The organism is Nakamurella sp. PAMC28650, assembly GCF_014303395.1.
Classification (GTDB): Bacteria; Actinomycetota; Actinomycetes; order Mycobacteriales; family Nakamurellaceae; genus Nakamurella.
Window position 1 is genome coordinate 4,073,148 of record NZ_CP060298.1, and the last position, 13,412, is coordinate 4,086,559.

The 13,412-nt window shown below is 69.1% G+C and carries 13 protein-coding genes and 1 tRNA gene; 6 read left to right on the forward strand and 8 right to left on the reverse strand.

Going from position 1 to position 13,412, the window contains the following annotated elements; all coding sequences use genetic code 11:
* Positions 1-6: 6 nt before the first annotated feature.
* Positions 7-1,479 carry an MFS transporter gene (locus H7F38_RS18400; protein WP_187091182.1) on the forward strand — a complete coding sequence of 491 codons (1,473 nt, stop codon included), beginning with the start codon at positions 7-9 and terminating at the stop codon, positions 1,477-1,479.
* Positions 1,476-1,910 (forward strand): MarR family winged helix-turn-helix transcriptional regulator, encoded by a 435-nt coding sequence (locus H7F38_RS18405; protein WP_187091183.1) that lies wholly within the window; start codon positions 1,476-1,478, stop codon positions 1,908-1,910. The genes H7F38_RS18400 and H7F38_RS18405 overlap by 4 nt, the downstream gene beginning before the upstream one ends.
* Here the strand turns inward: H7F38_RS18405 and thrB are convergent.
* From thrB to H7F38_RS18435, 6 genes are all read right to left on the reverse strand, one after another.
* Positions 1,897-2,778 (reverse strand): homoserine kinase, encoded by an 882-nt coding sequence (thrB, locus tag H7F38_RS18410; protein WP_187091184.1) that lies wholly within the window; start codon positions 2,776-2,778, stop codon positions 1,897-1,899. The two genes, H7F38_RS18405 and thrB, sit on opposite strands and share 14 nt — an antisense overlap.
* Positions 2,775-3,872 (reverse strand): threonine synthase, encoded by a 1,098-nt coding sequence (gene thrC / locus H7F38_RS18415; protein ID WP_222618162.1) that lies wholly within the window; start codon positions 3,870-3,872, stop codon positions 2,775-2,777. Before thrC ends, thrB begins: the two co-directional genes overlap by 4 nt.
* The gene (locus H7F38_RS18420; protein ID WP_187091185.1) at positions 3,869-5,161 is read right to left on the reverse strand and encodes a homoserine dehydrogenase; all 1,293 of its coding nucleotides are present in this window, start codon (positions 5,159-5,161) and stop codon (positions 3,869-3,871) included. The genes thrC and H7F38_RS18420 overlap by 4 nt, the downstream gene beginning before the upstream one ends.
* Positions 5,158-5,385: a hypothetical protein gene (locus H7F38_RS18425; RefSeq protein WP_187091186.1), complete on the reverse strand. Its 228-nt coding sequence runs from the start codon at positions 5,383-5,385 to the stop codon at positions 5,158-5,160. Before H7F38_RS18425 ends, H7F38_RS18420 begins: the two co-directional genes overlap by 4 nt.
* Positions 5,382-6,812 carry a diaminopimelate decarboxylase gene (gene lysA / locus H7F38_RS18430; protein WP_187091187.1) on the reverse strand — a complete coding sequence of 477 codons (1,431 nt, stop codon included), beginning with the start codon at positions 6,810-6,812 and terminating at the stop codon, positions 5,382-5,384. Before lysA ends, H7F38_RS18425 begins: the two co-directional genes overlap by 4 nt.
* 108 nt (positions 6,813-6,920) lie before the next feature.
* Positions 6,921-8,000, reverse strand: coding sequence for a DALR anticodon-binding domain-containing protein (locus tag H7F38_RS18435; RefSeq protein WP_187091188.1), 1,080 nt, complete (start codon positions 7,998-8,000; stop codon positions 6,921-6,923).
* A gap of 156 nt (positions 8,001-8,156) precedes the next feature.
* Between H7F38_RS18435 and H7F38_RS18440 the strand changes: the two genes are divergently transcribed.
* The 3 genes from H7F38_RS18440 to H7F38_RS18450 all read left to right on the forward strand — a co-directional run bounded on the left by H7F38_RS18440 (position 8,157) and on the right by H7F38_RS18450 (position 10,084).
* Positions 8,157-9,113 carry a DUF3105 domain-containing protein gene (locus H7F38_RS18440; protein WP_255498063.1) on the forward strand — a complete coding sequence of 319 codons (957 nt, stop codon included), beginning with the start codon at positions 8,157-8,159 and terminating at the stop codon, positions 9,111-9,113.
* 5 nt (positions 9,114-9,118) lie between these two features.
* The gene (locus H7F38_RS18445; protein WP_187091189.1) at positions 9,119-9,937 is read left to right on the forward strand and encodes a DUF305 domain-containing protein; all 819 of its coding nucleotides are present in this window, start codon (positions 9,119-9,121) and stop codon (positions 9,935-9,937) included.
* A gap of 75 nt (positions 9,938-10,012) precedes the next feature.
* Positions 10,013-10,084: transfer RNA gene (locus H7F38_RS18450), tRNA-Arg, on the forward strand.
* A 128-nt stretch (positions 10,085-10,212) separates the two neighbouring features.
* Here H7F38_RS18450 and H7F38_RS18455 read toward each other — a convergent pair.
* Entirely contained in the window at positions 10,213-11,217 is a 1,005-nt protein-coding gene (locus H7F38_RS18455) for a Ku protein (RefSeq protein WP_187091190.1), read from the reverse strand.
* Positions 11,218-11,439: 222 nt separating this feature from the next.
* Between H7F38_RS18455 and H7F38_RS18460 the strand changes: the two genes are divergently transcribed.
* On the forward strand, positions 11,440-12,432 hold the full coding sequence (locus tag H7F38_RS18460) for a hypothetical protein (RefSeq protein ID WP_187091191.1): 993 nt from the start codon (positions 11,440-11,442) through the stop codon (positions 12,430-12,432).
* A gap of 18 nt (positions 12,433-12,450) precedes the next feature.
* On the opposite strand, the gene H7F38_RS18465 is transcribed toward H7F38_RS18460, so the two are convergent.
* On the reverse strand, positions 12,451-13,248 hold the full coding sequence (locus tag H7F38_RS18465) for a methyltransferase domain-containing protein (protein WP_187091192.1): 798 nt from the start codon (positions 13,246-13,248) through the stop codon (positions 12,451-12,453).
* Positions 13,249-13,412 lie beyond the last annotated feature (164 nt).

Below are 13,412 nucleotides of genomic sequence, written 5' to 3' on the forward strand. Positions count from 1 at the left end.
TCGTCCATGCCCAAACTCACCACCAGGCGAAAGACCCTCATCCTGGCGATCTGTTGCATGAGCCTGCTGATCGTCGGCATGGACGGCACGATCGTGAACGTCGCACTGCCGTCGATCCGCCGGGATCTCGGGGCCGACGTCTCCGGCCTCCAGTGGGTGATCGACGCGTACACGCTCACCCTGGCCAGCTTCCTGATCCTGTCCGGATCCACCGCGGACCGCATCGGCCGCCGCCGGACCTTCCAGATCGGCCTCGCCTCGTTCACCGTCGGCTCGGCGCTCTGCAGCGTCGCGCCCAACCTCCAACTCCTGATCATCGCCCGGATCGTCCAGGCGCTCGGCGGCTCGATGCTCAATCCCGTCGCGATGTCCATCATCACCAACGTGTTCACCGAGCGGCGCGAGAGGGCCAAGGCCATCGGGATCTGGGGCGGCGTGGTCGGTATCAGCATGGGGCTGGGTCCGGTGATCGGCGGGGTGCTCATCGAGACGATCGGGTGGCGCTGGATCTTCTGGATCAACGTGCCCATCGGGATCGCGGCCATCGTGCTGGCCAAGCTCTTCGTGCCCGAGTCCAAGGCGGCCAGGGCCAGACGAGTCGACCCCGTCGGACAGGTGCTGGTGATCGTCGTGCTCGCCTCGCTCACCTATGCGATCGTCGAATCCAGCCGGCTGCACTGGCACTCGGTCGAGGTGTGGTCGATCCTGGCGCTCTCGCTCGCCGCGCTGCTGGTCCTGGTCGCGTACGAACCCCGCCGCGCCGATCCGCTGATCGACCTGCGCTTCTTCTCCAGCGCACCGTTCTCCGGTGCCACCGTCATCGCCATCAGTGCCTTCGGCGGCTACGCCGGGTTCCTGTTCCTCAACAGCCTGTATCTCCAGGATGTGCGGGGCTTCTCGGCGTTGCAGGCCGGGCTGACCGTGCTCCCGATGGCCGTCATGACCATGGTCTTCGCGCCGCTGTCCGGACGCCTGGTCGCAGCGGGCCGGGTCCGGTTCGCACTGATGGGGGCGGGCGTCGCGATGGCCGTCGCCGGTACCGGGCTGACGGTGATGACGAGTTCGACGCCGCTGGGGTATCTGATCGGGTGCTACGTCCTGTTCGCGATCGGATTCGGGCTGGTGAACGCGCCGATCACCAACACGGCCGTGTCCGGGATGCCGATCAGCCAGGCGGGTGTGGCTGCCGCGATCGCCTCGACCAGCCGTCAGATCGGGGCGACGCTGGGTGTGGCCGTCATCGGATCGGTGCTCGCCGCCGGCACGATCAGCGCCGGCAGCAAGGGCCACCCGGCCGGCCAGGCCGCCGGGATCCTCGAGAGCGCTGCCACCGCCTGGTGGATCGTGGCCGGTTGCGGCCTCTCCGTCCTGCTGCTGGGTCTGCTGACCACCGGAAGTTGGGCACGGTCGACGGCCGGCCGCGCCGCCGAATTGATGAAGGCGGAAGAACTGTCGGTCCCCGAACCTGCCGCCCGATGAGTGACCGGAACGCCCAGATCGCCGCCTGGCAGACAGTTCGCGACGTGGTGATGGAGCATCTCGCGCTGCGGCGCGCCGAGGTGCACGCCCGGTTGGGCCTGAGTTTCACCAGGGTCAAGGCCCTGGGACGGCTGGCCGGCGGGCGTCTGTCGATGGGCGAACTGGCCGCGGCGCTCGATACGGATCCGCCGTACACCAGCGTCATCGTGGACGACCTGGTGCAGCGACAGCTGGTAGTGCGCAGCGCGGATCCCGACGACCGTCGACGCAAGCTGGTCGGTCTGACCGCAGCCGGCGCGGAATACGCATCCACCGCCGAGTCGATCCTGGGTCAGCCGCCCGAGGGGTTCGCGTCTCTGGGCGCCGCCGAACTCGGGGCCCTCACCGCAGCGTTCCGGCGACTGGGCCACGGAGCCGTCACGACTCGGTGATCGTCGCCCCGGTGTCGCAGATCGGCACCTGCCGGCCGGCGAAACCCCTGCGCTGCCACCGCTGCAGGTCCATGTCCGACGTCACCAGCGCCAGCACCGACGGCCCGGCACCGGAGATGACCGCAGCGATCCCGGCGCCGCGCAGGTCGTCCATCAACGCGGCCGACTCCGGCATCGAGGACGCCCGGTACGGCTGGTGCAGGCGGTCCTGGCTGGCCTCCAGCAGGTAACCGGGATCCACGGTCATGGCGTGCACCATCAGCGCGGCTGCGGCCGAGTTCGCCGCCGCAGCGGCATGCGGAACCGTCTGCGGCAGCAGCGTTCTGGAGTGATGCGTCGACGAAGCCTTCGAGGCCGAGAAGATGACCGCCCTGATGTCCGGGTGCACCTGCAGCCGAACGGCGGCCGCCGACGAGTCGGCCCTTGTCCACGCCAGGGTGAAGCCGCCCAGCAGTGCCGGGGCGACGTTGTCGGGATGACCCTCCATCTCGTTCGCCAACTGCAGCACTGCATCGTCGGAAAGTCGCGCGGGGTCGGCGAGCAGTGCGCGACCCAGCAGGAGACCCGTCACGATCGCCGCCGCCGACGAACCCTGGCCCCCACCGTGCGGAATGCAGTTGCGGCAGCGCAGATGAATCGACGGAAGCTCCAGATCGACTGCAGCCCATGCCTTAGCCATGGCCTGCACCACGAGATGAGTGGCGTCGGTGGGTACCTCACCGGCCCCGGCCCCCTCGACCTCGACCCGGAGGCCGCCCGGGTGCAGCGCGGCCGAGGCTTCGTCGTAGCGCTGCAGCGCCAGTCCGAAGCAGTCGTAGCCAGGTCCGAGATTCGCCGAGGTGGCCGGCACCCTGACGGTCACGCTCACGTGAGATCCAGCGCCTGCGCAACGGCTTCGGCGGCCACCGGGATCACCGTGGGGGTCTCCATCGCCATCAGAGCGGTCTGCGGGTCCTTGAGCCCGTGACCGGTCACCGTGCAGACCACCAGCGAGCCCCTGGGCAGTCGGCCGTCCCGCGCGGTCGCGAGCAGTCCGGCGATGGACGCGGCCGAGGCGGGCTCCACGAACACGCCCTCGGTGGTGGCCAACAGGCGGTAGGCGTGCAGGATCTGATCGTCGGTGACCATGTCGATCAGCCCACCCGACGCGTCCCTGGCGTTGATGGCACCGTTCCAGGACGCCGGCGCACCGATCCTGATCGCGGTGGCGATCGTCTCCGGATCGGAGATCGGGTGCCCGAGCACCAGGGGCGCGGCGCCGGAGGCCTGGAAACCGAACATCCGCGGCACGGCGGTGATGATGCCGTCCGCGAGGTACTCGGTGTAGCCCTTCCAGTACGCGGTGATGTTCCCGGCATTGCCGACCGGCAGGAAGTGCAGATCCGGCGCCCGGCCCAACACGTCGCAGACCTCGAAGGCCGCCGTCTTTTGGCCCTCGATCCGGACCGGGTTGACCGAGTTGACGAGGGCGATCTCCTCGTGCGCGGCAGCCGTTTTGCGGGCCAGCTCCAGGCAGTCGTCGAAGTTGCCCTGCACCTGCAGGATCTGCGCCCCGTACATGACGGCCTGGGCCAGCTTCCCGGTGGAGATCTTGCCCTCGGGGATCAACACCGCGCAGGACAGGCCGGCCCTGGCGGCGTAGGCCGCCGCCGATGCGGAGGTGTTCCCGGTGGAGGCACAGATGACGGCTCTGGCCCCGGACGCCAGCGCGTGGGTGACGGCGACCGTCATACCGCGGTCCTTGAACGATCCGGTGGGATTGGCGCCCTCGATCTTGAGCCACACGTCGGCTTCGACCAGGGCCGAGAGTGCCGGTGCCGCAAGCAATGGGGTGCCGCCCTCGAGCAGGGTGACCGGCCTGGCACCGGGCGGGATCGCGACCCGGTCGGCGTAGGCGGCGATCAGGCCGGGCCAGCCCACGGCGGCCTTCGCAGCCGCTGTCGATGGGGAACTGGTGCTCACGCCACATCTCCTATGACTCGCATGACCGAGGTCACCCGGTTGACCGAATCCAGCTCCGAGAGCCTGCCGACCGTGGCCGACAGGGCGGCATCAGGGGCCGAGTGGGTGACGACCACCAGGGTGGCCTCGGCTCCCCGGCCCTGCTGTCGCACCGTCGAGATGGAGATGCCGGCCTCGGCGAACGCGGTGGCGACGGCGGCCAGCACGCCGGCCCTGTCGTCCACGTCGAGGCTGATGTGGTACCGGCAGGAGACCTGGCCCATCGGCTGCACCGGCAGCGCCGCGTACGCCGACTCCCGCGGGCCACGCCCGCCGCTGATCTTGTTGCGGGCCACCGCGACCAGGTCGCCCAACACGGCCGAAGCGGTCGGCGCACCGCCCGCGCCGGGCCCGTAGAACATCAGCCGGCCGGCTGATTCGGCCTCCACGTAGACCGCGTTGTAGGCCCCGTCGACGCCGGCCAGGGGATGCGTCCTGGGCAGCATCACCGGATGCACCCTGGCCGACACCGCGTCCCCGTGCTTCCCGGTGACCCGTTCGCAGATGGCCAGCAGCTTGATCACGCAGTTCAGCTCGGCGGCGGCCTGGATGTCGGCCGCCGTGACGTCGGCCATGCCCTCGCGGTGCACGTCGGCGGCACCGACCCGGCTGTGGAAGCCGATGGAGGCCAGGATGGCGGCCTTCGCCGCCGCGTCGAAGCCGTCGACGTCGGCCGTCGGGTCGGCTTCGGCGTAGCCGAGCCGGGTGGCCTCCTCGAGTGCCGCTTCGTAGCTCGATCCCTCGGACGTCATGGCCGAGAGGATGAAGTTGGTGGTGCCGTTGACGATTCCCATGATCCGGGAGATCCGGTCGCCGGCCAGCGATTCCCGGATCGGTCGGATCAGCGGGATGGCCCCGGCCACCGCCGCCTCGAAGTAGAGGTCGGCGCCGGCCGCGTCCGCCGCCTCGTAGAGCACCGGGCCCTCCTCGGCCAGCAGCGCCTTGTTGGCCGTCACCACCGCGGCACCCCGTCGGAGCGCGGTGAGCAGCAGTTCCCTGGTCGGATCGATCCCGCCGATGACCTCGATGACCACATCGACGTCCTCGCGGGCTACCACGGCGGCGGCGTCGTCGGTGAGGAGCTCGCTCGGGATGTCCGGATGGTGGTGGAGCCGGCGAACGGCGACGACGACGAGCTCCAGGGGGGCACCGACGCGGGCGGAGAGTTCCTCGCCCTGCTCGCGCAGCAGCCGGACCACCTGGGACCCGACGACGCCCGCGCCAAGGACGGCCACCCGTACCGACTTCACCGCCGGCCCCGCCGGGCGTTGTCCCGGAACAGGATGGCCGCGTAGATCAGCAGGGCGATGACCACGAGCACCGCCAGCAGGGCGATCGTCAGCTTCAGCCACTGGGGCATGCTGGGTTTGATCAGGACCACCACGATCAGGACGGCGGCAAGTCCCAGCAGGATGGCGGCCGGCACCGCCGACGGTTGCTTCGGCGGGGTGGTCGGTGCATCAGGCATGGTCACCAGGTCTCCAGGAGCTGCAGATCGTCGTCGGTCTCACGGCGCAGCAGCTGACGGGAGGTTCCGTCGGCCACCGCGACCAGAGGCGGCCGGGGAAGCCGGTTGTAGTTGCTGGCCATCGCGTAGCAGTAGGCACCGGTTGCCGCCACCGCGATCAGGTCGCCCACCGCGAGGTCCGCAGGAAGATAGCAGTCCCGGACGACGATGTCGCCGCTCTCGCAGTGCTTGCCGACCACGCGGCATCGGGCGGCCGGTGCGGTGGACGATCTGGAGGCCAGCACCACGGTGTAGTCGGCGTCGTACAGAGCCGTCCGGATGTTGTCACTCATCCCTCCGTCGACCGAGACGTACCGCCGGACCACGCCGCCGTCGAGGTTGACGTCCTTGATCGTGCCGACCTCGTACACGGTCACCGTTCCGGGGCCGACGATGGCGCGGCCCGGTTCCACCGCGATGCGGGGGACGGCGAGCCCGGCGACCTGGCACTCCCGCTCGACGATCTCGGTCAGCGACTTGGCCATCGCATCCACCGGCGGCGGGGTATCCGCAGAGGTGTAGGCGATGCCCAACCCGCCGCCCAGATCCAGGGTGGTGATGGAAGCCGCCAACCGGGGGTGGTCCGCGATGACCGATTTCAGCAGCACCACCAGACGGTGGGCCGAGACCTCGAATCCCGACGGGTCGAAGATCTGCGACCCGATGTGCGAATGCAGGCCGATCAGTTCCAGGCCGTGGCAGGCCACGATCCGCCGGACGCCCTCGGCGGCATCGCCACCCGCCAGCGAGAAGCCGAACTTCTGGTCCTCGTGGGCGGTGGCGATGAACTCGTGGGTGTGGGCCTCGACCCCGACCGTCACCCTGATCATCACCGGGATGCGGCGGGTGGAGCCGTTGACGGTGCCCGCCTCGAGGTTCACCCGCTCGGAAATCCCGGCCAGCCGGCCGATCTCGTCGAACGAGTCGATGACGATGGCGCCGATCCCGGCCTCCACCGCCATCTCCAGTTCGTGCTGCGACTTGTTCGAGCCGTGCAGCGCGATCCGCTCGGGCGGGAATCCGGCGCGCAACGCCAGCCGGAGCTCGCCACCGGAGCACACATCGAGCGAAAGACCCTCCTGCGTCAGCCATTTCACGATGTGCGAAGACAGGAACGCCTTGGCCGCGTAGTGCACGTCGGCAGCCGAGCCGAAGGCGTCGGCGAAGTCGTGGCACCGACTGCGGAAGTCCTGCTCGTCCATGGCCAGCAGGGGGGTGCCGTAGAGCGCGGCCAGATCGCGGACGTCGTTGCCCGCCAGTGTCATCACGCCGTGGTCGCGTCGCGCACCGCGGGGCCACACGGCCGGGTCGAGGTCGTTCAGGTCGGCGGGCACCACCGACGTGCGGTCCGCCGGGATCTCGCCGTGCCGTGGGCCGGCCGGATGTGCTCTCATGTCAAATCCCGGCTCTCTGTCGAATCCTGGCTCTGCGTTGAATCCTGGCTGTGCGTTGATTCCTGGCTGTGCGTTGATTACTGCTGTGATTTGGCACCGTCGACGTGGTCACAGGCGTTCCGGTGCACTGACGCCGAGGACCGCCAGGCCGTTCGCCAGCACCTGACGGACCGCGGCGCAGAGCCACAGCCGAGCCACATGGGCGGCGCCCGGGGCCTCGTCACCCATCGGCAGGACCCGGGTGGCCTCGTGGAACCTGTCGTAGCCGGACGCGAGATCCTCGAGGTAGCGGGCGATCCGATGCGGCGCGCGGGAATCGGCAGCTTTCGTCAGGACCTGCGGGTAGGCCGCCAGCAGGGCGATGAGTTCCGACTCCTGCGGAGTGTTGAGCAGGGCCGGGTCGTAGTCGGTGCCGAGGTCGATGCCGAGATCCCGGGCCGAGCGCGCGAGCGCCGCCAGTTGCGCATGGGCGAACCGGACGTGGAACACCGGGTTGTCCGGAATCTGTTTCGTCCAGAGGTCCAGATCCGGTTCGAGCGTGGTGTCGACGGTGTCGCGCGTGGTGTCGACGGTGTTGACCATGTCGACGGTGGACCGGATCAGCCAGTAGCGGGCCGCATCGACCCCGAGCGAATCGATCAGGTCCTCGAGCCGGAACACCTTCGGCCCGATCACGACCTCCTCCGCGGCCGGGAGGTACTGCCGGACGACGGTGGCGCCCTGGGTGGCGAGCACCCGACCCAGCGCATCGCCGACGGCGGCCCGGCGGGCGTCCCCGATGAACACGGGTCCGATCGGATCTGCGGCGGCGAACACCAGGCTGATCTGCCGGCCCCGCAACACCTCCGAGGATCCATAGGCGGAACCGGCCGCGATCACCTCGCCGACCGGGGCGCCGGCCGCGGCGATGTCCAGCCGGATGTTCACGAAGCCCGGCCCCGCGACATCCACGTCGCAGATCCCGTTCTCCTGCGACAGATGGCCGGCGAGGACCGCGGCGATCCTGCGCGGTGCCAGGCCGGCGGTCCCGGCCAGCTCCAGAGCCACCGGAGTGGCGTAGTCGCCGTGGTCCCGCGAGCGCGGCCGGTCGAGGGTGATCGTGTCCGGCACCATGACGGCGAGGTCACCGGCGGCGACCGCCCGGGTCAGGGCAGCCCGAACTGCGGCGGCCAGTTGGACGTGGTTCACCCTGTCATTCTAGGAAGAGGACGCACCCGGTTTGTGCCACGGCCTGTGCCATGGCCCACGCCGCCGCTCCCGCAGGCTCACAACGAGGTCACCGGTGACCCCCGTAGACTCCAGCCGTCTCCTCCGGCGCCGCCCAGCCCGGTCCAGCGCACGAAGATGAACGAGGTCGAAGCTCCGATGATGGCAAGCGGCAAGAACGCCAAGAAGTCCCGATCGGTGGCCCCGGTGGTCAGCCGGAGACAGGGACTGCCCTGGCTCACCATCGGTGCGGTCGTCGTGGTGCTGTTGCTGGTCGGCGGGATCTTCACCGTCGTCTACTCCAAAAAGCAGTCGAACGACAACGCAGCCGCGGCGGTCGCGCCCTTCATCCCGTCGGCCACCGACAAGGATCCGTCGACCAAGATCACGGGGATCTACGCCGGCAAGAGCACCGTGGCCGCCAACGGCACGCTGAGCTTCACCGAATACAAGGCCGCACTGCACGTCGATGCCACCCAGCGGGTCGCCTACGACCGATACCCGCCCGTCGGCGGACCCCACGACGCCGAGTGGGCCGACTGCAACGGTGACGTGTACACCGTCGCCGTCCGCAACGAGAACATGGTGCATCCGCTGGAACACGGCGCCGTCTGGATCACCTACAACCCGACCACCATCGCGTCGGGGGACCTGGACAAGCTGAAGGCCCTCGTCACGGGCAAGACCTACATCTTCCTGAGCCCCTACCCGAACCTCGATTCACCCATCTCGCTGCAGGCCTGGGCCCACCAGCTCAAGGTCACCTCCGCCGACGACGTCCGGATCAAGCAGTTCATCACCGCGTTGCAGCAGAACACCTACATCGCACCGGAGCCGGGCGGCAACTGCGACCAACCCGGATTCGCCGCGAGCCCGCCGGCCTTCGTGGCCACCGCGCCGGGCGCCGGAGCGATCCAGATGAACGGTGCCGGCCTGACCGCGGTCACCACGGAGGGCATCGTCAATGCCGGCGGCAGCTCCGCCCCGTCCTCGGGCGCAGCGGTCAGCGGCTCCGGCGCCGCGACCTCCGCAGCAGCCGTGCCGGCCCCGCCGTCGCCGGCCGTGAGTTCAGCGGTCACGAGTTCCAGCAAGTAGGTCGGATGACGAAGCTTGGACGAGAGGACGCCACCTACGGTCCGGAGGACGCCGGCGCGGTGCGACCCGCGGCGAGCCCACCGGACCGGGGGTCGCTCCCGTACTCCTCGATCCTGACCAGATGGGGGGCCCGCGGCACCGCGGCCATCCTCGGCATCGGGGCGCTGGTGATGTTGTTGATCGGGGCGACCGTCGGTCTTGCACTGGCGCATTCGGGTCCGCAGACGGTGTCGATCAGCTCCGACGGGCAGGATCCGGTGGACACCGGCTTCGCCAGGGACATGGTCGTGCACCACACGCAGGGCGTACTGATGGCCCACATCGCCGAGCTGAACTCCACCGACAAGGAGGTCAGGCTGATGGCGTACGACATCGAGTTCTCCCAGACCTCCCAGATCGGCGCCATGCAGGGCTGGCTCGACCTCTGGGGCGTACCGCGCCTCACCGACGGCGCGCACATGTCCTGGATGGGCTCGGTCGGCATGGCGGACATGGCCGGCATGAACGGCACGACCACACCCGCATCCTCCGGGGGTCTGTCCGACGGCGCGGTGATGCCCGGCATGGCCACCACCGCGGAGGTCGACAAGCTGTACAGCCTGCGGGGCACTGCTTCGGACATCTTGTTCCTGCAGCTGATGATCAGGCACCACGAGGGTGGAGCGGCCATGATGACGTACGCGGCCAACCACGCGGCGTCAGCGGTGGTGCAGAACTTCGCGAGCAAGATGCTGGAGTCCCAGACCTCCGAGGTCGGCGTGATGACCGGCATGCTGACCGCCCGTGGTGCGAAGCCGTTGCCCTACACCGCACCCACCGGCTGACTGCGTAGCGGTGCGTGCGGCCCGGTCGTTCGTCGTGCGGCCGGGCGGATGCAATGCGGTAGAGTTCCATCTCGCGCCCCCGTAGCTCAGGGGATAGAGCACCGCCCTCCGGAGGCGGGAGCGCAGGTTCGAATCCTGCCGGGGGCACAGGCGCATCCATGACATCGGGCCCGTTTTCCTCGTTCGAGGAAGCCGGGCCCGCTTTCATGTCCGGACGCCCGGTCTCCGGAAGTCCTTGCCGGCGGCGGTGTCCCGATCGGACGCGTCTGCGGGCCTCAGGCGGTCTTGGAGCGGGGCTCTGCTTTCGTGGTCTTCGCCGGCACCGCCTTGCCGGCCCGGGCCTTGGTGGCCGCGGGCTTTGCTGTCGCGGATCGAGAGCGGCCTGCGGATTTGGGCTTGTCGTCGGGATCGTCGGTAGCGGCAGGCTTGTGGGCCCTCGGTTTCTTGGCCGGGCCCGACCCTCCGTCCGCGTCAGCGGAACGGGCCGTCGACCTGACGCTCTCGGCGCCCTTGCTGCGCTGCACGCTCCGCTGTAGCGCAGCCAGCAGGTCGAGCACCTCGGCGTCCTCGCCCTCGGACTCGACGACGTCCGGGAACGCCTGCTCCCCCTCCAGTTTCGCGTCGATCATCTGCTGGAGTTCGGCCCGATAGCTGTCCTCGTGCTGCTCGGGGTGGAAATCGTCGGCGTAGGAGTCGACCAGCAGCGCAGCCATCTGCTTCTCGGCGGGCGACAGCGAAACCGGCGTCTCCAGGGACTTGAACGACGCCTCGCGCATCTCGTCCGGCCAGCGCAGGGTCTGGATGACCAGGACTTCGCCGCGGACGCGCAGCGCCGCCAGCCTCACCTTCTGCCGGAGTGCGAAATGGACGATCGCCACCCGGTCGTTCTCCGCCAGGGTTTCCCTCAGGAGAACGTAGGCCTTGGCGGACTTCGACGCAGGCTCGAGGAGGTAGCTCGCGTCGTAGAGCACCGGATCGATCTGGTCGGCCGGTACGAAGGACAGCAGGTCGATCTCGCGCTCTGAACTGGTCGGAAGGCTCTTGAGGTCGTCGTCGGTGATGATGGCGGTCCGTCCGTCGTCGGCCTCGTAGGACTTGGCGATATCACCGAACGGCACTACCTCGCCGTCGATCTCGCAGGTGCGCTGATAGCGGATCCGTCCGCCGTCCTTCTCGTGCACCTGGTGGAACTTGATGTCGTGGTCCTCGGTGGCCGAATAGACGGCCACCGGCACATTGACCAGCCCGAAGACCAGGGAACCCTTCCAAATGGAGCGCATGGGGACATGATTGCCCAGATCGACGGCTCCTGACACCCCATGGGACGAATTGGGCGCTGTTGATTCCTGTTCGGTTTTCGCTGTGAGCTGAACTGCTGACAGATGGAATCGTTGCGCCCCAACGAGGTCGGGACCACATTCGAACCCGGATTCGGGCGGATCGTGGCGTGGAAGTCGTGATCGGGTAGGACCGGTGCGGCGGACGTGCGCCAAGATGGACCGGTGACCGGCCCAACGCTGCACGGAGCCGTCGAAGAGCTGTATTCCAGCCCGACGGCTGAGTTCACCCGGCGCAGGAAGCTCCTCTCGGTGGCCGCACGGTCGGGTGGAGATCGGGAACTCGCCGTCCAGATCGCCGCCCTGCGCAAACCCACCCTTTCCGCGGACACGCTGAACCGTCTGGTCCGGGAAGCGCCGCAGTCGGTCCAGGAACTCGTGGATCTGGGCACCGCTTTCCGGTCGGCCGAGAAGGAGCTCGACGCGACCGCTCTCCGGGAGCTGTCGCGCACACGGCGCAGCCTGGTCCATGATCTGGCCCAGCTGGCCTTCGACATCACCGAGCAGACGACGCCGTCCGCGTCGACCAGGGAGGAGGTGGTGGCCACCCTCAACGCTGCGCTGGCCGACGAAGAGGTGGCTGATCGCCTCATGTCCGGATCACTGGTCACCCAGGCCAGGTGGGATGGTTTCGGATCGGCGTCGCTCCCGGAGCTCGCGGCCGTGATCCCGATGCCCCGTGCGCGCTCGCAGCCGGCCGGCCGGGCCGGGGCCGCGGCGGCAGAACCCGGGCCGGCAGAGCCAGAGCCGGGAACACCTGAGTCAGCAGAACCTGAGCCGGCAGAGCCAGAGCCGGCCGGGCGCCGGCCGGCGGCACCCGATCCAGGGGCCGCGCAGCGGCAGGCAGCACAAGCGCAGGCCACCGAGCGGGCCGCGGCCGAGCAACGCCAGGCCGCAACCCGACAGCGCAAGACCGAAGAGGAGAGACTTCACCGGCTCGAGGCCGCCCGACGGGAGGCGGAGGAGGCTGGGCGGGCTGCAGCGGTTGCGGTGCAGGAAGTGGCCGAGATCGATCGCCGGATCAGCGAGCTCGGGTTGCAGATCGCCCATCAACGCGAGTTGCTCGCTGTCGCCCAGCGGAGTGCCCGGTCGACAGAAATCCGCCGACGGGCCGCGCAACTGGCCCTGACCAGAGCCGGCGGGAGCGCTTCTGGTTGAGTCGCACGCGACCGAAGCTCAACGCCGGCAGAGGATCTCACCATTGACGACGGCGAACCACGCGTCGGGGTCTGCAGCCCACTCACGCCAACCATCGGACAGGGCGGCCAGCTGAGCAGCGTCGGCGAAGCCACGATCGATCGCCTGCCCGGCGAAATTCGACGCGACCACGCGGTCGGCCCAGAGGCCACCCCACCACTGCCGCTCCGACTCGGTCGAGTAGCACCAGACGGACGCCGAGGACGTCACGTCGGTGAACCCGGCCCGGTGCGCCCAGTGACGCAGGAACCGCCCACCGTCCGGCTCGGCGCCGTTGCTCCGGGCGACCTGCTGGTAGAGCACCATCCAGTCGGCCAACGCCGGAATCCGTGGGTACCAGGCCATCGCCGCGTAGTCGGCATCCCGGGCGGCGACGATACCGCCGGGACGGCACACCCGGCGCATCTCGCGGAGCGCCGCCACCGGGTCGGTCAGGTGTTGCAGGACCTGATGCGCATGGACGACGTCGAAGGAACCGTCGTCATCGGACAACCCGCGGACGTCCCCGACCGCGAAGCTCAGGTTGGTCACCCCGGCGCCCGCCGCCGAGGCCTCGGCCACCACCGCAGACTCGTAGTCGATTCCCGAGACCCGTCCCGGTGCCACCAGTGCCGCCAGATCGATCGTGATGGTGCCGGGGCCACAACCGATGTCGAGCACCGACATTCCGCACGCGAGGTGCGGCAGCAGGTACGCCGCCGAATTCGTGGCGGTGCGCCGGCGATGGGAGCGCAGCACAGAATCATGGTGACCATGGGTGTACTGCGACGAGGTCATGAGCGCAACACCTTCGATCTGACGGTGGATTCGGGTCTGATCGACCATATACCCGGTTTCACTGCATGGGAATTGATTCCCGTCTGTCGGGATACGGGGACCTGGCAGGAATTGTTCAGCCGCTGGCACTAATCTGGGCGGGCAACGCAACGAGCGTCGGGTCA